The sequence below is a fragment of the Streptomyces sp. NPDC047022 genome (genome assembly GCF_040644155.1).
In the GTDB taxonomy this organism is placed as follows: domain Bacteria; phylum Actinomycetota; class Actinomycetes; order Streptomycetales; family Streptomycetaceae; genus Streptomyces.
The window spans coordinates 71,374-89,756 of sequence record NZ_JBEYVV010000015.1; the positions used below are offsets into that span (position 1 = coordinate 71,374).

16 protein-coding genes are annotated in these 18,383 nt (G+C 70.8%); 6 read left to right on the top strand and 10 right to left on the bottom strand.

The features are described from left to right. Window positions 1-4: 4 nt before the first annotated feature. From ccrA to ABZ845_RS17935, 3 genes are all read right to left on the bottom strand, one after another. Window positions 5-1,342, bottom strand: a complete 1,338-nt coding sequence (ccrA, locus tag ABZ845_RS17925; protein ID WP_360980108.1) for a crotonyl-CoA carboxylase/reductase — start codon at window positions 1,340-1,342, stop codon at window positions 5-7. Between the two features lie 476 nt (window positions 1,343-1,818). After that, window positions 1,819-2,631 carry a TetR family transcriptional regulator gene (locus ABZ845_RS17930; RefSeq protein ID WP_360980111.1) on the bottom strand — a complete coding sequence of 271 codons (813 nt, stop codon included), beginning with the start codon at window positions 2,629-2,631 and terminating at the stop codon, window positions 1,819-1,821. A gap of 136 nt (window positions 2,632-2,767) precedes the next feature. Further along, window positions 2,768-4,573, bottom strand: a complete 1,806-nt coding sequence (locus tag ABZ845_RS17935) for a 3-hydroxybutyryl-CoA dehydrogenase (protein ID WP_360980114.1) — start codon at window positions 4,571-4,573, stop codon at window positions 2,768-2,770. Window positions 4,574-4,996: 423 nt separating this feature from the next. On the opposite strand from ABZ845_RS17935, the gene ABZ845_RS17940 reads away from it, so the two are divergent. After that, window positions 4,997-5,572 carry an adenylosuccinate lyase gene (locus ABZ845_RS17940; RefSeq protein ID WP_360980117.1) on the top strand — a complete coding sequence of 192 codons (576 nt, stop codon included), beginning with the start codon at window positions 4,997-4,999 and terminating at the stop codon, window positions 5,570-5,572. Window positions 5,573-5,577: 5 nt separating this feature from the next. Here the strand turns inward: ABZ845_RS17940 and ABZ845_RS17945 are convergent, their stop codons facing one another. From ABZ845_RS17945 to ABZ845_RS17955, 3 genes are all read right to left on the bottom strand, one after another. Continuing rightward, on the bottom strand, window positions 5,578-6,138 hold the full coding sequence (locus tag ABZ845_RS17945; protein ID WP_360980120.1) for a GNAT family N-acetyltransferase: 561 nt from the start codon (window positions 6,136-6,138) through the stop codon (window positions 5,578-5,580). A gap of 39 nt (window positions 6,139-6,177) precedes the next feature. Beyond that, on the bottom strand, window positions 6,178-6,576 hold the full coding sequence (locus tag ABZ845_RS17950) for a RidA family protein (RefSeq protein WP_360980123.1): 399 nt from the start codon (window positions 6,574-6,576) through the stop codon (window positions 6,178-6,180). A gap of 70 nt (window positions 6,577-6,646) precedes the next feature. Then, window positions 6,647-8,224 carry an alpha/beta hydrolase gene (locus ABZ845_RS17955; protein WP_360980126.1) on the bottom strand — a complete coding sequence of 526 codons (1,578 nt, stop codon included), beginning with the start codon at window positions 8,222-8,224 and terminating at the stop codon, window positions 6,647-6,649. A 160-nt stretch (window positions 8,225-8,384) separates the two neighbouring features. Between ABZ845_RS17955 and ABZ845_RS17960 the strand changes: the two genes are divergently transcribed. Beyond that, on the top strand, window positions 8,385-8,570 hold the full coding sequence (locus tag ABZ845_RS17960) for a hypothetical protein (RefSeq protein ID WP_360980129.1): 186 nt from the start codon (window positions 8,385-8,387) through the stop codon (window positions 8,568-8,570). A gap of 29 nt (window positions 8,571-8,599) precedes the next feature. Here the strand turns inward: ABZ845_RS17960 and ABZ845_RS17965 are convergent, their stop codons facing one another. Next, window positions 8,600-9,643, bottom strand: a complete 1,044-nt coding sequence (locus ABZ845_RS17965; protein WP_360980132.1) for an Rv2578c family radical SAM protein — start codon at window positions 9,641-9,643, stop codon at window positions 8,600-8,602. A gap of 165 nt (window positions 9,644-9,808) precedes the next feature. On the opposite strand from ABZ845_RS17965, the gene ABZ845_RS17970 reads away from it, so the two are divergent. The 4 genes from ABZ845_RS17970 (at window position 9,809) to ABZ845_RS17985 (ending at window position 14,627) form a co-directional block, all read left to right on the top strand. After that, a complete protein-coding gene (locus ABZ845_RS17970) occupies window positions 9,809-10,711 on the top strand; it encodes an alpha/beta hydrolase family protein (RefSeq protein ID WP_360980135.1) in 903 nt (300 codons plus the stop codon). 111 nt (window positions 10,712-10,822) lie between these two features. Then, window positions 10,823-11,266: an SRPBCC family protein gene (locus ABZ845_RS17975; protein WP_360980138.1), complete on the top strand. Its 444-nt coding sequence runs from the start codon at window positions 10,823-10,825 to the stop codon at window positions 11,264-11,266. A gap of 362 nt (window positions 11,267-11,628) precedes the next feature. Further along, the gene (locus tag ABZ845_RS17980) at window positions 11,629-14,007 is read left to right on the top strand and encodes an MFS transporter (protein ID WP_360980312.1); all 2,379 of its coding nucleotides are present in this window, start codon (window positions 11,629-11,631) and stop codon (window positions 14,005-14,007) included. A gap of 128 nt (window positions 14,008-14,135) precedes the next feature. Next, window positions 14,136-14,627, top strand: coding sequence for a GNAT family N-acetyltransferase (locus ABZ845_RS17985; RefSeq protein ID WP_360980141.1), 492 nt, complete (start codon window positions 14,136-14,138; stop codon window positions 14,625-14,627). Window positions 14,628-14,631: 4 nt separating this feature from the next. On the opposite strand, the gene iolD is transcribed toward ABZ845_RS17985, so the two are convergent. The 3 genes from iolD to ABZ845_RS18000 are packed head-to-tail and all read right to left on the bottom strand — an operon-like array spanning window position 14,632 to window position 18,359. Further along, window positions 14,632-16,530 carry a 3D-(3,5/4)-trihydroxycyclohexane-1,2-dione acylhydrolase (decyclizing) gene (iolD, locus tag ABZ845_RS17990; protein ID WP_360980144.1) on the bottom strand — a complete coding sequence of 633 codons (1,899 nt, stop codon included), beginning with the start codon at window positions 16,528-16,530 and terminating at the stop codon, window positions 14,632-14,634. Between the two features lie 31 nt (window positions 16,531-16,561). Further along, the gene (gene iolB / locus ABZ845_RS17995; protein WP_360980147.1) at window positions 16,562-17,443 is read right to left on the bottom strand and encodes a 5-deoxy-glucuronate isomerase; all 882 of its coding nucleotides are present in this window, start codon (window positions 17,441-17,443) and stop codon (window positions 16,562-16,564) included. Between the two features lie 37 nt (window positions 17,444-17,480). Beyond that, entirely contained in the window at window positions 17,481-18,359 is an 879-nt protein-coding gene (locus ABZ845_RS18000; protein WP_360980150.1) for a deoxyribose-phosphate aldolase, read from the bottom strand. Window positions 18,360-18,383 lie beyond the last annotated feature (24 nt).

Here is an 18,383-nt window from a genome sequence, read left to right on the forward strand (position 1 = left end):
TCGTTCAGATGTTCCGGAAGCGGTTGATCGCGTCGATGTGCTTGGCGCGCATCTCCTCGTCGCGCACACCGAGGCCTTCCTCGGGGGCGAGGCACAGGACGCCGACCTTGCCCTGGTGGCGGTTGCGGTGCACGTCGTACGCGGCCTGGCCGGTCTCCTCGAGGGAGTACACCTTCGACAGCGTCGGGTGGATCTTGCCCTTGGCGATCAGGCGGTTGGCCTCCCACGCCTCGCGGTAGTTGGCGAAGTGCGAGCCGATGATCCGCTTGAGGGACATCCACAGGTACCGGTTGTCGTACTCGTGGTTGTAGCCGGAGGTCGAGGCGCAGGTGACGATGGTGCCGCCCTTGCGCGTGACGTAGACGGAGGCGCCGAAGGTCTCGCGGCCCGGGTGCTCGAAGACGATGTCGACGTCCTCGCCGCCGGTCAGCTCACGGATGCGCTTGCCGAAGCGCTTCCACTCCTTCGGGTCCTGCTCCTGCTCGTTCTTCCAGAACTTGTAGCCCTCGGCGTTGCGGTCGATGATCGCCTCGGCGCCCATCGAACGGCAGATCGCCGCCTTCTCGGGGGAGGAGACCACACAGATCGGGTTGGCGCCGCCCGCGAGGGCGAACTGCGTGGCGTACGAGCCGAGGCCGCCGCTCGCGCCCCAGATCAGCACGTTGTCGCCCTGCTTCATCTGGGCGCCGTTGCGGGAGACGAGCTGCCGGTAGGCGGTGGAGTTGACCAGTCCCGGGGCCGCTGCCTCCTCCCAGCTGAGGTGGCCCGGCTTGGGCATGAGCTGGTTGGACTTGACGAGCGCGACCTCCGCGAGGCCGCCGAAGTTCGTCTCGAAGCCCCAGATCCGCTGCTCCGGGTCGAGCATCGTGTCGTTGTGGCCGTCGGAGGACTCCAGCTCCACCGAGAGGCAGTGCGCGACGACCTCGTCACCGGGCTTCCAGGAGTTGACGCCCGGGCCGGTGCGCAGGACCACGCCCGCGAGGTCGGAGCCGATGATGTGATACGGCAGGTCGTGGCGCTTGGTGAGCTCGGAGACCCGGCCGTAGCGCTCCAGGAACCCGAATGTGGACAGCGGCTCGAAGATCGAGGTCCACACCGAGTTGTAGTTGACCGAGGAGGCCATGACGGCGACGAGCGCCTCGCCCGGACCGAGTTCCGGCAGCGGGACCTCGTCCAGGTGCAGGGACTTGCGGGGGTCCTTGTCGCGGGTGCTGAGCCCGGCGAACATCTCCGTCTCGTCCTTGTGCACGGTGACCGCGCGGTAGGACTCGGGGAGCGGGAGAGCGGCGTAGTCGGCGGACTGGGCCGTCCCCGACTGAATCGCGTCCAGGATGTCCTTCACTGTTGCCTCCGGCGAGTGGCGTCTTGAGGGCAGACGCTGAGGGTTGCGTCGGTGCTGCTGCTGGTGTTGGAAGAGATGCCGTCGGTTCGGCTCGGTGGTGCTGTGGCAGCGCTTTGTGGCGCGGGAGGTTGCCTGTGACGCAGGCGTCCGGGCGCGCTCGCCGGGGAGGCTTGCGGGGACAGCCGGCGTACGAAAGGTCTCTGCACGCCGGCCGCCCGGACATGACCAACGTATGGCACGCCGTGTCACCTCGCAAGGCACTGGGTGCCAGATCTTGCTCTCAGATGAAATCTTTACGTAACAGATGAGCGATGATCGATCAGACCTACCGACGAGTAGGTCCAGAACGGGAGAAACCGAAACGCACTACGGGCCGGCGGCGGCATCGTGTGCCGCCGCCGGCCCGTAGTGCGGGATCCGGACGGCTTGGGGAGGCGAACAGACGGTGAATCTCCTTGAGGGACTTGGCCGGACGCTCAGTAACGTTCCTTGAGGACCTGCTCGATGGTCCGCATCACCTCGTCGAGCGGAGCGTCCGTCCTCGCCACGGTCACCAGCACGTCGCCATGTGTGGTCACGGCCGCCGGAGCGGTGTGGGGCGCGGGGCCGCGCCCGGCCCCGATGCCGCTGCCGAACGTCTTGCGCACGATCGCGAAGGCGTGGTCCAGCTGGGACTCCACATCCCCGTGTCCGCCGGCCCTCAGCCAGCGGCGCAGGACGTGGTTGTGCGCGGTGACGACCGCCGAGGCGGCGACCTCCGCGAGCAGGGGATCGTCGTTGGCGTCGTCGTCGTGCGCGTGCTCGTCGAAGTGACCGAGCAGATAGCGCGTGAAAAGCCGCTCGTAGCGGGCGACCGAGGCGATCTCGGCCTCGCGCAGCGTCGGCACCTCCCGTGTCAGCTTGTAGCGCTGCACGGAGATCTCCGGCCGGGCCGCGTACATCCGCATGACCTCTTTGATGCCGCGGCACACGGTGTCCAGCGGATGCTCGTGCGCGGGCGCGGCATTGAGTACCGCCTCGGCCCTCACCAGGGTGTCGTCGTGGTCGGGGAAGATCGCCTCTTCCTTGGAGCGGAAGTGGCGGAAGAACGTGCGCCGGGCGACCCCGGCGGCTGCCGCGATCTCGTCGACGGTGGTCGCCTCGTACCCTTTCTTGGCGAACAGTTCCATCGCCGCCGCCGCCAGTTCCCGGCGCATCTTGAGCCGCTGGGCGGCGGCACGACCGCCTGCGGCGCTCTCCGGTGTGTCGGCCGTGGCTGGGGTACGTGAGGACTTGGCGGGCTGGGGCATGAACCGAACGTACTGCATATGCGCGGCATGATGCGCACGTCCCGGGTCACCCCCGCCCCAGGAGGGCGGGGGGTCACCGGCCGGATCGAGCAGTCCGCCCCAGTCGGCGCCGTCTGCCAGCCGGTCGCCGTGCGGGTCAGCGCTTGGCATATTCGCGGAAGCCGCGGCCGGTCTTGCGGCCGAGGCAGCCCGCGGCCACCAGGTGTTCCAGGAGCGGCGCGGGGGCCAGGCCCGGGTCGCGGAACTCCCGGTGGAGCACCTTCTCGATGGCCAGCGAAACATCCAGGCCGACGACGTCGAGCAGTTCGAACGGACCCATCGGGTAGCCGCCGCCCAGCTTCATCGCGGCGTCGATGTCGTCGAGCGTCGCGTAGTGCTCCTGCACCATCTTGATCGCGTTGTTGAGGTACGGGAACAGCAGCGCGTTCACGATGAACCCGGCGCGGTCACCGCAGTCCACCGGGTGCTTCCTGACCTTCGTGCACAGCTCACGGACCGTCGCGTGCACATCGTCGGCGGTGAGCACCGTGCGGACCACCTCGACCAGCTTCATGGCGGGCGCCGGGTTGAAGAAGTGCATGCCGATCACGTCCTGCGGACGCGAGGTGGCGCGGGCGCAGGCGACGACGGGCAGCGAGGAGGTGGTGGTCGCGAGGATCGCGCCCGGCTTGCAGACCTTGTCGAACGTGGCGAACAGCTGCTGCTTGATCTCCAGGTCCTCGGCGACGGCCTCCAGCGCCAGGTCGACATCGGCGAAGTCGTCGTACGTGCCCGTCGGCCGGATGCGGTCGAGCGTCTGCGCGGCGGCCTCGGCCGTCATCCGGCCCTTGTCGACCGAGCGCGCCAGCGACTTGCCGATCCTGGCCTTGGCGGCCTGGGCCTTCTCCTCGCTGCGGGCGGCGAGGACGACGTCGAACCCGGCCTTGGCGAAGACCTCCACGATCCCGGACGCCATGGTGCCGGAACCGGCGACGCCGACGGAGCGGACCGTGCGGCCCTGGGCCAGGGTGGCGTCCTCCAGGGGCGTCAGCGCGTCCCGCACGACCGTCGGGCTGCCCGGAGCCTCGTACGTGTAGAAGCCGCGCCCCGACTTGCGGCCGGTCAGGCCCGCCTCGCTGAGCTGCCTGAGGATGGGCGCGGGGGCGTGCAGACGGTCGTGGGAGGCGGCGTACATGGCCTCCATGACCGTACGCGCGGTGTCGATGCCGATCAGGTCGAGCAGGGCGAGCGGGCCCATGGGCAGCCCGCAGCCGAGCTTCATCGCGGCGTCGATGTCCTCGCGCGAGGCGTACTTGGCCTCGTACATCGCGGCGGCCTGGTTGAGGTAGCCGAACAGCAGGCCGTCCGCGACGAATCCGGGGCGGTCGCCCACCGCGACGGGCTCCTTGCCCAGGTCCAGGGCGAGGTTGGTGACGGCGGTGACGGCCGCGGGCGCGGTCAGCACGGACGAGACGACCTCGACCAGCTTCATGGCCGGCGCCGGATTGAAGAAGTGCAGCCCGAGGACCCGCTCGGGGCGGGCCGAGTCGGCCGCGAGCCGGGTGACGGACAGGGCGTTGGTGCCCGTGGCGACGATGGTGTCCGGGCGCACGATCCCGTCGAGGGTGGCGAACACCTGCTGCTTGATCTCGTACGACTCCGGGACCACCTCGATGACGAGGTCGGCGTCGGCCGCGGCCTGGAGGTCGGTGAAGGTGCGGAAGCGGGCGAGGGCTTCCTCGCGCTCCTGCTCGGTCAGCCGCCCCCGGCTGACGGCGCGGGCGGTGGCGGCCTCCAGGGCGGCGACGGCGTGGGAGGCGGCGGCCTCGTCGACGTCGATGCCGACGACCACGCGGCCGGCCCGGGTCAGGACCTCGGCGATACCGGTGCCCATGGTGCCGAGGCCGACGACGGCGACGGTCTTGATCGGGGACAGAGGGGTGTCGGACAGGGGAGTGGCCATCGCGGACTCCAGAAATGAGGGTGACGACTGAGGAGCGCGCCCGGATGCGCCTGGAGGCGCACACGGTGCGGAAGGAGCGGTAGGTGCGGGTGTCTGCCGGGCTGATGAACGCACACGCCCGGCGTCGTCCGCGGGCGAGCACACGCCCGGGAACGATGTTTCCGACCGGCCCTGTCCCGGAGCCGGGTCGTACTGAGGTACACGAGGTACCGAACCGACCAGTGCCGCCACTGCCCCGAGGGAGCGGCCGGCACTCCGCGACGGCTGCGTCACCAGGCCGCCACGGGTCTCGCGAGTGGGTAACTCGCTCGATTGAGCTTAACCCGCGAGTAACGAGCGCGCCAGTCCCGCGTCTGTGATCCACATCCCCACCGAGATGCGTACGCGGCTGCAGCGCACCTCGCGGGCCCCTACCCTCGTCCCATGGACGAAGCGTTGCGATCCTTGACGGAGCGTATCCGGACGGAGTCCGGTGACTCCCCGGCGTTCGAGCGGCTGTCGGCAACCGAAGACCTCGACGCACTGGCCGCCGTCCTGACGGAACCCGGACAGCCGCTGTGGGCCCGCGAGATGGCCGCCTTCCGCCTGGGCACCGCGGGAGACCGCCGCTCGTTCGAGGCGCTCGTGCTCCTGCTCAACCACCGCGAGCCGCAGCGCTGTGCCTCCGCCGCCCACGCCCTGGCCCGGCTCGGCGATCCGCGCACCGCCCGCGCGGCGGCGGCTCTCGCCACGAACGAACTGCGCGTCGCCTACGCCCTCCACCCCGTGCGCCTGCTCGTCGAACTGCGCGCCCCTGAGGCGGTACCCGCGCTGATCGTCACCCTCCAGCGCAGGCTGCGGCCCCACGATCCCTACCGCAGGGTGGCGCTCGCCTGTGTGGAAGGTCTCGGTGTGCTCGGGGACGGCCGGGCCGGACCCGTGCTCAACGAGGCCCTCGCGCATCCGGTGCTCGCACAGGCGGCGGTGCGCGCTCTGGCATGCATCCCCGGCCAGCGGTAGAGGCGTCAGCGGTGAGAGGTCAGCGGTGAGGCGTCAGCGGGAAGCGGCAGCGCCGCCCCGTAGCGCACCTCGGGCACGGCGACCCCGTCCGCCTCGAACGGTTCCTCCGCGCCGTCGGCCCGGAACCCGGCGCGTTCGTAGAAACGCCGGGCGCCCGCGTTCTCCTTGAACACCCAGAGGAACATCCGTTCATGTCCCGCCGCCGCGCACTGCCGTACCGCCTCGGTGAGCAGGGCGTGTCCGATGCCGGCCCCGAACAGATCGGGGGACACATAGATCGCGTACAACTCGCCGTCCGTGGTGCGCAGGCCGCCGTCCCGGTACGGCCCGTGCGCCGCCCAGCCGGCGAGCACACCGTCCCGCTCCGCCACCAGGTTCACCACACTGCCGTCGCCCCTGGCGAAACGGGCGCGTCGCCGCTCGGCGTCCGCGTCCACGTCGAGCGCGTCGAGGTACGGCCGGGGCACCAGTCCCCGGTAGGCCGCCCGCCACCCGCGGATGCGAAGCTCGCTGACCCTTCGGCAGTCGGCAAGGGTCATGTCCCGGATGCGGAGCGGCCCGTTCATGGCGACACGGTAGTCGGGGGCGGAGCAACGGGCCATGGGTTATTCCGGCAGCACCGCGTACGCCTCGATCTCCATCAGGAACTCCGGGCGGACCAGCGCCGCCACCTGTACGGCGGAGGCGGCGGGCAGCCGGTCGTCCGGTATGTGTTCGGCGCGGGCCGCGCGGATCGCCGGCATGTGCGCCATGTCCGTGACGAAGAAGGTCAGTTTGACCACATGGCCGAAGGTGGCTCCGGCGGAGGCCAGACAGCGACGCAGGTTCTCGAAGACCTGCCGTGCCTGTGCGGCAGGGTCGTTGTCGCCGACGAGCTTGCCGTCCTCGTCGAGGGCGAGCTGGCCGGAGACCGCGACGAACCGCCCGCTGCCCACCACGACGTGCGTGTACGCGGCGGCGGGGGCGACCCCGTCGGGGGCGGGGATCCTGGTCGGTTCACTCATGTGCCCATGGTGGACCACGGGTGTGACAACGCCCCCGACAGGCCTGGCGCGACGGGCTCCGGAGGGACGCCTACCCCCGGGAGCCGAGCAGCCCGTGCAGTGTCGAACCGTGTTCCGGGGCGGAGGCCGCCCTGGTGTTCTCCGGTTCCGGGTCGGGCATCTTCTGGCACACCGCGTCGATGTCACCGCCGCTGTGCGGCACGGTGCCCTTGCCGAGGTAGTCGGCCAGATAGCGGTCCAGGCAGGCGTTGCCGCTCAGCGTGATGCCGTGGTTGCCGCCGCCCTCCTCGACCACCAGGCTGGAGCCGCTCAGCAGATGATGGACCGTCACGCCGCCCTCGTACGGTGTCGCCGCGTCGTTGGTGGCCTGGAACAGCAGCGTCGGCGGCAGCGCGCGGTTGGAGATGTCCACGGGCTGTAGCGGGGCCTGCTGCCAGAAGGCGCACGGCGCGTTGTACCAGGCGTTGTTCCATGCCATGAACGGTGCCTTGGTGTACACCGCCCAGGTGTCCGCGCGCCAACGGGCCCAGTTGCGTGGCCACGCGGCGTCGCGGCACTGCACCGCGGTGTAGATGCTGTAGCCGTTTTCGCCCGCGGCGTCGACCGCGCCGATCTTCTCGTACGCGGCGACCAGCGGAGCGGGGTTGTGGTCGTTCACGTACGCCGCGAACGCCGAGGCCAGCCTTGGCCAGTAGCCGTTGTAGTAGCCGCCGGGGATGAAGGTGTCGTCCAGTTCGGAGGCGCCCACCTTGTTCTGCGCCGGATCCTTGGACAGCGCGGACCGCATCGCGTACCACTCGGCCTCGACCCGGGCCGGGTCGGTGCCCAGTCTGTACGTCGAGTCGTGTTTGGCGACCCAGGCGAGGAACGCCAGATGGCGGTCGTTGAACGCGTAGTCCTGCTGGATGTTGTCGTTGTACCAGACGCCCGTCGGATCGACGATGGAGTCGAGCACCAGGCGGCGTACCCGATGAGGGAACAACTTCGCGTAGACGGCTCCCAGATAGGTGCCGTACGAGTAGCCGAAGTAGTTCATCTTCGGCGCGTCCAGCGCCTGCCGGATCGCGTCCATGTCGCGCACGGCACTGATGGTGTTGATGTACGGCAGCACGCTCGCGTACTTGGTGGCGCACGCCTCGGCGAAGGAGGCGACCCGTTCGAGGTTGGCACTCTCCAGGGAGGGGAGGAGGGGCACGGAGTCGGGGCGGACGGGGTTGAAGTGCCCGGGCTTGCAGTTCAGCGCGGGCGTGCTCTTGCCCACGCCCCGCGGGTCGAAGCCGATCACGTCGTACTGCGCAGCCACGTCCTTGGGCAGCGCGGACGCGACGAATCCGGCGAGGTTCAGGCCGCTTCCGCCGGGGCCGCCGGGGTTGACCAGCAGCGGTCCCTGGTAGGCCGGGGCGGTGTGCGGGACTCGGGACAGCGCCAGCGTGATCTGCTGGCCCTCAGGGTGCGAGTAGTCGAGCGGCACCGCCACGGACGCGCACTGGAGCGTCGGATAGGCGGCCGTGCCGCACTGTTTCCAGGCGGGTTGTGCCGCTGGTGCGGTGGTCGCGGAGTGCGCTGCGCTGGCGTCGGCCGGGACGGCGGCCAGCATCCCGGCCACCGTGATGGCGGCGCCGAACAGCGCGGTTACGCGTTTTCTCATATCAGGTCCTCCCAGGACGGAGGGATTCGGACCGCGGGTACCGGGTCCCAGCGCATCGTCCCGGAAAGATCAACCCGAAAGTGGGCGCACGGGCCGGACTTGACCCGATTGGGGCGTGGGAAGCCCTCGGATGCTCCCTCCGCGGCGGTACGCTGCTGCCGTGCCGACGCCGCATGACCTTCCCTTCACCCGCACCACCTGCTCCGGCTGCGGAGCCATCGTGGAGGGCCTGAACAACCGGTTCTCCTGCACGGTCTGCGGCTGGGTCAACCGGTGGGACGACTCGACGTCCCCGCTGCCGTCCGCCGAGGACGACCCGGACTACCCGGGGTCCAAGAAGCGCTGAACAGCCGCGCGCGGCCATGCCCGGGCCCCTCAGAGAAGCGAGAGTTGGGTCGGTCCGGTCCCCAGCGCCGGCTCGGGTGACGGGGGCCCGGGCTCCGGGAGCCTGCGCGGCATGCCCGGGCGGGTGGGCCCGATGCCGTACTCCTGGGCCAGTTCGTGAACCTGACGGGTGATCCGGCGCTGGTACCACTTCGGGGCGTACGCCCCGTCCGCGTAGAGCCGCTCGTAACGGCGTACGAGGTAGGGGTGCCGGTGTTCGAGCCAGGCCATGAACCATTCGCGCGCACCCGGCCGCAGATGCAGCACCAGCGGGGTCACCGAGGTGGCCCCGGCGGCGGCGATCGCCCGTACGGTGGCGCGCAGTTGGGCGGGGTCGTCGCCGAGGAACGGGATCACCGGAGCCATCAGGACCCCGCAGCCGATCCCGTGCTCGCCCAGGGCGCTCACGACGTCCAAGCGTCGCTGCGGCGCCGGGGTGCCCGGTTCGACGGTGCGCCACAGCTCCTGGTCGGTGAAGCCGACGGAGACGGAGATGCCCACGTCGGTGACCTCAGAGGCCTGCTTCAACAGGTCGAGGTCGCGCAGGATCAACGTGCCCTTGGTCAGGATCGAGAAGGGGTTCGCGTGGTCGCGCAGGGCCGAGATGATGCCCGGCATCAGCCGGTAGCGGCCCTCGGCGCGCTGGTAGCAGTCGACGTTGGTGCCCATCGCGATGTGCTCGCCGTGCCAGCGGCGCGAGCCGAGATGAGCGCGCAGCAGTTCCGGCGCGTTGACCTTCACCACGATCTGGCTGTCGAAGCCGAGGCCCGTGTCGAGGTCCAGGTAGCTGTGCGTCTTGCGCGCGAAGCAGTACACGCATGCATGGGTGCACCCACGGTAGGGGTTGACCGTCCATTCGAACGGCATACGGGAGGCGCCCGGCACCCGGTTCACGATCGAGCGGGCCCGGACCTCGTGGAACGTGATGCCGTGGAACTCCGGAGTGTCGAAGGTGCGGGTGGTGACCGTGTCCGCGTCGAACAGTGCGGCGTTGCGGGCCGCGGCGGGGTACTCGGCCAGATGGTCCCAGCGCATGGGCGCCTCCTCGGTAGCACTGGAGCCAGAATAGAACATGCGTTCCCTTGATCGCGATGTGAATCCGATTGACAGTTCGATTACCTGCTCCGAGCGGTGTGTTCATCGCACCGGCGGTCGGCGCGTCCAGTGCCCCCATGCCGACTCATGCGACATAACAGACGTATGCAACACAATGTGGTGCACCAGCCGACCCCGTCCCGGGTGCTGTCCGCGGGCGTACGACGCGTCACCCTGGAGGCCGCGGGCCTGAGCCTTTCGTGTCTCCTGGCCGAGCCGAGGGGCCGGCGACCACGGGCTGTCGTGATCGCCGTGCACGGCGGCGGCATGACGGCGGGTTACTTCGACGGGCAGGCGCACCCCGATCTCTCCCTGCTGACCCTCGGCGCCCGCCTCGGATTCACTGTGCTCGCCGTCGACCGCCCCGGCTACGGCCTGTCCGCGCGGCAGCTGCCCGGCGGGCTGACCCTCGCCGAGCAGTCCGAAGTGCTCCAGGCGGTCATGGAGCGGTTCGCCGCGCGGCACGCCACGGGAAGAGGGTTCTTTCTGCTGGCGCACTCGTACGGCGGCAAACTCGCCCTGGTGACGGCCGCGCGCGCCCCCGGTCTGCTCGCCCTCGACGTGTCGGGCTGCGGACACCGCTACGGCGTCGAACCGGCCGAACTGCCCCGGATCCGGCAAGGCTCCGACAGGCGGCGCACCTGGGGGCCGCTGCGGCTGTACCCGCCGGACACCTTCCGCTCGATCGGCGCCGTGGTGGCACCCATGCCGGAGCGGGAGGCGGACGAGGTCGTCCGCTGGCCCGGCATCTTCGACGAACTGGCGCCCAATGTCCGTATCCCCGTCCGGCTGACCTTCGCAGAGCACGAGGGATGGTGGCTGCACGGAGAGCAGGACATCGCCGAACTCACCGCCCGGCTGACCTCGGCACCCCTCGTCCGTGTCGAGCACCAGCCCGACGCCGGACACAACATCAGCCTCGGCTGGGCGGCGCGTTCGTACCATCTGCGCGCCCTCGCCTTCTTCGAGGAATGCCTCGCGGGCCTGCCGGAACTGCGCAGGCGGTGAGTGCTGTCCGGCCCCGGCGCGCACGCCGGAGCGGATACCGCGTCATGCGCCGTGTCCCGGGTGTGATGGGATGGCGCACGCCACCCATCACCTGTACAGGAAGAGGAAGTCATGGCGCAGGTCGAGGCCACGACGGAGCGGATCATCGCGGCGGACCCGGAGACGGTGTTCGACGCTCTCGCCGACTACAGCGGCACCCGTCCGAATCTGCTGTCCGAGCACTTCAGCGAGTACGAGGTGCGTGAGGGCGGTGACGGACAGGGCACCCTCGTCCACTGGAAGCTCCAGGCCACCAGCAAGCGCGTCCGTGACTGCCTGCTGGAGGTGAGCGAGCCGACCGACGGCGAACTCGTGGAGAAGGACCGCAACTCCAGCATGGTCACCACCTGGAGGGTCACGCCCGCCGGTGAGGGCAGGTCCCGGGTCGTGGTGACCACCACCTGGAAGGGTGCCGGCGGCATCGGCGGCTTCTTCGAGAAGACCTTCGCCCCCAAGGGGCTCGGCCGGATCTACGACGCGGTGCTCGCCGAGCTGGCCGCCCACGTGGAGAAGTGACGCCGGGCGCTTGCGGCACGGGTCCGTGAGCGCCCCGTCCTCCCGGTCGAGGTGCCCCGGGGTGCCTCGCCATCACCCCTGCGCTCCGGGGGCGTGAACCCTCCGCCTCAAGCCCCCGGAGTGCATGCGGACCGTCCTCCGGGCGATCTCTCCGCTCACCGTTTCGGGTGGTTCTCCGTGCGACGCGGCTGTACGCCGTAGGGCGTCCCACCGGCGGATACCCCCGTTCGGCCCCTCCAGTTGCCGACTCGCCGCGCTTGAACCCAGTTGTCGTGCAATGCGAGAAATGGGCGGCGCGGACGAGACGAGGGGAGCGGTACGTGGGCGGGATCACTGCGGTGGACGTGGACAGCGAGCGGGCCATGCGGCCCGTGGCCGCGGACACGCCCCGCGCTGCGACGGACACCGGGGCTCCGAAGACCCCGGGGGCCCCGGCGGCGCTCGCCCCGCGCCGGGTGCGTCTGGTCTTCGTCGGGCTCATGCTGGCGCTGCTTCTCGCCGCGCTGGACCAGATGATCGTGGCCACCGCGCTCCCGAAGATCGTAGGTGAACTCCACGGTCTGGACCGGATGCCCTGGGCGATCACCGCGTACCTGCTCACCTCCACCGTGGGCCTGCCGGTCTACGGCAAGTGCGGTGACCTCTTCGGCCGCAAGGGCGTCTTCCAGTTCGCGATCGCGGTCTTCGTCATCGGCTCGGCGCTTGCCGGCCGGGCCCAGAGCATGGACCAGATGATCGCTTTCCGCGCCGTCCAGGGCGTGGGCGCGGGCGGCCTGATGATCGGTGTTCAGGCGATCATCGGGGACATCGTCCCGCCCCGCGAACGCGGCCGGTACATGGGCATCATCGGCGCCGCTTTCGGCCTCGCGTCCGTCGCCGGACCCCTCCTCGGCGGCTACTTCACCGACCACATCTCCTGGCGCTGGTGTTTCTACATCAATGTGCCCTTCGGCCTGCTCACCCTCGCCGTCGTCACCGCCGTGCTGAGACTGCCCAGGCCCGTGGCCAAGGCCCGTCTCGACGTGCTCGGCACTTTGCTGCTGGCCGCGGCCTCCACCTGCCTGGTGCTGCTCACCAGTTGGGGCGGCACGGAGTACGCCTGGAGCTCCCGCGTCGTCCTGGGACTCGGCGCCGGCGCGGCCCTCGCGATCGCGCTCTTCCTGGTCGTCGAGAAGTTCGCCGTCGAACCCCTCATCCCGCTGCGACTGTTCAGGGACTCCGTCTTCAACGTCTCCTCGCTGGTCGGACTGGTCATCGGCGTCGCCCTGTTCGGCGCCGCCAGCTATCTGCCCACCTTCCTGCAGATGGTCGACGGGGCGAGCGCGACCGGGTCCGGGCTGCTGATGCTGCCGATGATGGCCGGGATCGTCGGCGCCTCCGTCATCAGCGGACAGCTCATCAGCCGCACCGGCCGCTACAGGCACTTCCCGATGCTCGGCGCGGCCGTGTCGTCGGTCGGCATGTGGCTGCTGTCCCGGCTCGGCACCGGCACACCGAGGTGGCAGTACAGCATCTGGATGGCCGTCCTCGGTACCGGCATCGGCATGGTGATGCCGGTACTGGTCCTGGCCGTGCAGAACTCCGTGCGCCCCTCCGACCTCGGCACCGCCACCAGTGCCAACAACTACTTCCGGCAGATCGGCGGCAGCGTCGGCGCCGCCGTCTTCGGCACCCTGTTCTCGGGCCGTCTCTCGGACGCCCTGGCCCGGCACCTGCCGCCGCGCGCGGGCGTAGGCCTGCCCGACCCCGAGTCCATCACCCCGCAGCTCGTCCACGCGCTGCCCCCCACGCAGCGCGACGCGTACATCGCGGCATACGCCGAGGCGATGCCGAGGATCTTCCTCTATCTCGTACCGGTACTCGTCCTCGGCCTGCTCTTCGCCGTCTTCCTCAAGGAGAAACCACTGGTGTCCCACAACGCCGTTCCCGCCGAGTGCCCGCCCACGACGGCCCAGGTTCCGCACTCGCGTTCTCCGTACGCCGCCGGAGTGCCCGTCTGCGGCACGGTCCAGCACCCCGACGGCACCGTCGTACCACGTGCCGCGCTCACGCTGATCGATGTCGCGGGCGTACAGATCGGGCGCGGAGCCAGCGGTGAGGACGGACGGTACGCGCTGTCCACGCCCGGTTCGGGCTCGTATGTGCTGATCGCCGCGGCCGGGGGCCATCAGCCGCAGGCCGTCTCCGTGACCGTGGGAGAACGGCCGGTCGAACTGGACGTGGTACTCGGCGGGGCGGGGCGGCTGGCCGGGAGCGTGCTCACGGCCGACGGCACCCCCGTGCGCGACGCCGCCGTCACGCTCACCAATGTGCACGGGGAGGTGGTGGCGAGCACCCGCAGCGGACGTGAAGGGGGCTACGTCATCACCGAACTGGTGGCGGGGGAGTACACGCTCGCCGCCAGCGCGCCCGCGTTCCGTCCCGCCGCACTGCCGGTCAGCGTGCAGGCATCGCGCGAGACCCGGCAGGACGTCGAGCTCGCGGGCGGCGCGGTGCTGCGCGGCACCGTGCGCGCGGGCGACGGGCGGCCGGTGGAGGACGCGCGGGTCACCCTGCTCGACGCCGCGGGCAATGTCGTCGACACGCTCACGACGGGGGCGGACGGAACGTTCCGGTTCGTCGATCTGTCGTCCGGCGAGTACACGGTGATCGCGGCAGGCTATCCGCCGGTTGCGACGGTGCTCCAGGTCGCGGGCGGCGGGCGCACGGAGCGGGACCTCCAACTGGGCCACGAGGACTGAGAACCGGGTTCGGGCCGGATCGAGCCGACGTCCGGCCACGTCCCGGTCCGGCCGACGGTCGTGCTTCCCGGCGGAGAGCGCCGGTTATTCCGTGGCCGGAGCCGTGGCCGGTTCGTACGATCGCGCCCATGGTGAGACTGGAGCGCCTCCGGGCCGATCACGCACGGGCGTTGCTGGAGTTCGAGCGGGAGAACCGGGCGTACTTCGCGAGGACGGTGCCGGACCGAGGGGACGCCTACTTCGCCGAGTTCGCCTCCCGCCACAGGGCCCTGCTCGATGAGCAGGACGCGGGAGTGTGCCATTTCCACGTGGTCATGTCCGACCGGGGTGACCTGGTCGGACGCGTCAATCTCGTGGACGCCGAGGACGGGTCCGCGGAACTCGGCTACCGGATCGCCGAGCGGGCCACGGGCCGGGGTGTGGCGACTGCCGCGGTGGAAGGGGTGTGCCGTCTCGCCGCCTTGGAGTACGGGCTCGCCGAACTCACCGCGAGAACCACGCTCGACAACCCGGCGTCCATGGCCGTCCTCGCACGCACGGGCTTTCAGGTCATGGGGGACACCGTCGTCGGCGGGCGCCCCGGCGTGCGCTACCGGCGCGCGCTTTTCGCCGTGCGCTGACCGCTCAGAGATGGCGCCGCCGCTGGGCGGCGTGACCGTCGTACCTGGCGCGGGCCGACCGAGCGGAGGCCCGGGAGGCGACCTGTGCGACGGGCACGTCCCACCACGCCTCGGCCGGGGGAGCGGTCGGCGTCGGATCGGTCTCGATGTACACGCAGGTGGGGCGGTCCGAGGCGCGCGCCTCGGCCAGCGCGTCACGCAGCTCCCGTACGGTCTTGGCACGGATCACGTCCATGCCGAGGCTCGCGGCGTTGGCGGCCAGGTCCACCGGGAGCGGGGCCCCGGTGAACGCGCCCGGCCCGGACTTCGTACCGTCGGGCCGCTGGACGCGGTAGCGGTAGGCGGTGCCGAAGCGTTCGCCGCCGGTCTGCTCGGACAGGCCTCCGATGGAGGCGTAGCCGTGGTTCTGGAGCAGGACCAGGTTGACGGGCAGGCCCTCCTGCACGGCGGTGACGATCTCGGTCGGCATCATCAGATAGGTGCCGTCCCCGACCAGGGACCACACCGGTGAGCCGGGCGCGGCCTGCTGGACGCCGATCCCGGCCGGGATCTCGTAGCCCATGCAGGAGTAGCCGTACTCGACGTGGTACTGGCGCGGCGAGCGGGCCCGCCAGAGTTTGTGCAGATCGCCGGGGAGCGAACCGGCCGCGTTGATCACCACGTCGTCGTCGCCGACGACGGAGTCCAGAGCGCCGAGCACCTGGGTCTGCGTCGGCACGGCGTTGTCGTCCCCCGCGCGGTAGGCGGCCTCCACCACCCGGTCCCAGCGCTCCTTGCCCGCGCGGTACTCGGCCTCGTACGCCTCCTCCACCCGGTGACCGGCCAGGCCCTCGGCGAGTGCCGCGAGGCCCGCTCGCGCGTCGGCCACCAGGGTGCGCGCGGCCATCTTGTGGGCGTCGAAGGCGGTGATGTTGAGGTTGACGAACCGTACGTCCGGGTTCGTGAACAGCGTGTTCGAGGCCGTGGTGAAGTCGCTGTAGCGGGTGCCGACGCCGATCACCAGATCGGCGGTACGGGCGATGTCGTCGCAGACGGCGGTGCCGGTGTGGCCGATGCCGCCGAGGTCGGCCGGGTGGTCGTGACGCAGGGACCCCTTGCCCGCCTGGGTGGAGCCGACCGGGATGCCGGTGGCGTCGGCCAGGGCCTTCAACGCGTCCTCGGCGCCGCTGTGATGGACGCCGCCGCCCGCCACGATCAGCGGACGGCGGGCGGCACGGATCGCGCGCACCGCCTCCGCCAGCTCCGCGGGGTCGGGCGCTGGGCGGCGTACATGCCAGACGCGCGCGGCGAAGAACTCCTCCGGCCAGTCGTACGCCTCCGCCTGCACGTCCTGCGGCAGGGCGAGGGTGACCGCACCGGTCTCGGCCGGGTCGGACAGCACCCGCATGGCGCCCAGCGCGGACGGGATCAGCATCTCCGGGCGGGTGATCCGGTCGAAGTACCGGGAGACCGGGCGCAGCGTGTCGTTCACCGACACATCCGCCTGCCCGGGGTGTTCCAGCTGCTGGAGCAGGGGGTCGGCCGGACGCGCGGCGAAGTAGTCACCGGGCAGCAGCAGGACGGGCAGGCGGTTGATGGTGGCCAGCGCGGCACCGGTGACGAGGTTGGTGGCGCCCGGGCCGATGGAGGTGGTGACCGCCTGCGCGGACAGCCTGCCCAGCTGACGGGCGTAGCCGACAGCGGCGTGCACCATCGCCTGCTCGTTGCGGCCCTGGTGGAAGGGCATGGCGTCCTCACCGGCCTCCAGCAGCGCCTGGCCGATCCCGGCGACATTGCCGTGGCCGAAGATGCCCCAGATGCCGGCGATGAGCCGGTGGCGCGCGCCGTCGCGCTCGGTGTACTGCGCGGACAGGAACTGCACCAGTGCCTGAGCGGTGGTCAGACGGCGGGTGGGCTGGCTCATCGGAACCTCGTGTGTGGGATGGGGCGGACGGTCACGGGGCAGGGGCGGTGTACAGGGGGAGGCGGGCGTCCACCGGCTGGTCGGGCCAGGTGCCGCGGATCCAGGCGTGGTCCGGGTGGTCCCGGATCAGCCACGCCCGGTCCGGGTCGGGGCCCGCCATGACGTTGAGGTAGTACATGTGATGGCCGGGCACCGCCATGGACGGGCCGTGCCAGCCGTCCGGGATGAGGACCACGTCGCCGTCTCGCACCTCGGCCAGGACATCGGTGCCGGTGCCGTGACCGGAGGGGGAGACTCGCTGGTAGCCGAGGCCGGGCGTGCCCTCGTGGGCGGCGAACTCGAAGTAGTAGATCTCCTCCAGCCGCGACTCGACGCCCGGAAGGTGCTCGTCGTGCTTGTGCGGCGGGAACGACGACCAGTTGCCGCCCGGCGTGATCACCTCGACGGCGATGAGCCGGTCGCACTCGAAGACGTCCGCCGCGGCGAAGTTGTTGACCTGCCGTGAGCAGGAGCCGGTGCCGCGCAATTCGACGGGCACGGCCGGGGCGGGCCCGTAGCGGGCGGGGAGCCTGCGCTCGCAGCGGGCGCCGGCGAGAGCGAAGCGGCCCCCGTCACGGGACTGGAGGCGGACCTCGGCGTCGCGCGGAACGTACGCGAAGTCGCTGACTCCGCTGAACACGCTCTCGCGCCCGCGCAGCCGGAACGTGTCGTCGTCCACGGCCACCGTGCAGGAGCCCGACAGCGGGAGCACGATCCACTCGCTGTCGCCGGTGGCGAAGGAGTGCCGGGCGCCGGGCCCGAGTTCCAGCACGCGCAGCCCGGAGTAGCCCCAGCCCGCGAACCCGGGACCGATGTTCACGGTGTGGGCCTCGTCGGCGGTCCTGCCCGCGGGCAGATGGTGCGCAGTGGTCATGATGCCCTTCTCCGGAGGTTCTCGGACGTGGACGGGTTCACAGCAGGCCGACCACCGTGTCGACCGCCGTTTCCACACCGCCATCGGAGGGATACAGCAGGGACCGGCCGACGACCATGCCCTGGACGGTGGGCAGGCGCAGGGCCTTGCGCCATTTCTCGTACGCTCCCTCCTGGTCCTTGCCGACCTCTCCGCCGAGCAGTACGGCGGGCAGTGTGGACGCCTCCAGCGCCGCGGCCATGTCGTCGGGGTCGTCGGTGACGGGCAGCTTGAGCCAGGTGTAGGCCGAGGTGCCGCCGAGCCCGGAGGCGATGGTGATGGACCGGGTGACGGCTTCGGCGCTCAGGTCGTTGCGCACCGTGCCGTCGACGCGGCGCGATATGAACGGCTCGATGAACAGGGGCAGTCCGCGCGCCGCCATGTCGTCCACGGTCCGGGCCGTGGACTCCAGGGTCCGCAGCGAGCCGGGGTCGTCGAAGTCGATGCGCAGCAGCAGCTTCCCGGCGTCGAAGCGGAGCCGTTCGATGTCCTGGGCGCGATGGCCGGTGAAGCGGTCGTCCATCTCGAAGGAGGCGCCCGCAAGTCCGCCGCGGTTCATCGAGCCCATCACCACCTTGTCGTCCAGGACGCCGAGGAGCAGGAGGTCCTCCAGGATGTCGGCGGTGGCCAGTACTCCGTCGACGCCGGGCCGGGACAGTGCCACGCAGAGGCGTTCCAGCAGATCGGCGCGGTTGGCCATGGCGAGTCGCCGGTCGCCGACCCCGAGGGCCCCGCGGGCCGGGTGGTCGGCGGCCACGATCATGAGTCGGCCGCTCTCTCCGATCAGCGGCCGTCGGACCCGGGCGGCGGCGGCCTCGGCGATGGCCTCCGGGTGGCGGGCGCGCACCGCGGCGAGGTCGGGGATGCTGATGGTCACGTCAGGCTCCGTTCAGGGGTGGCG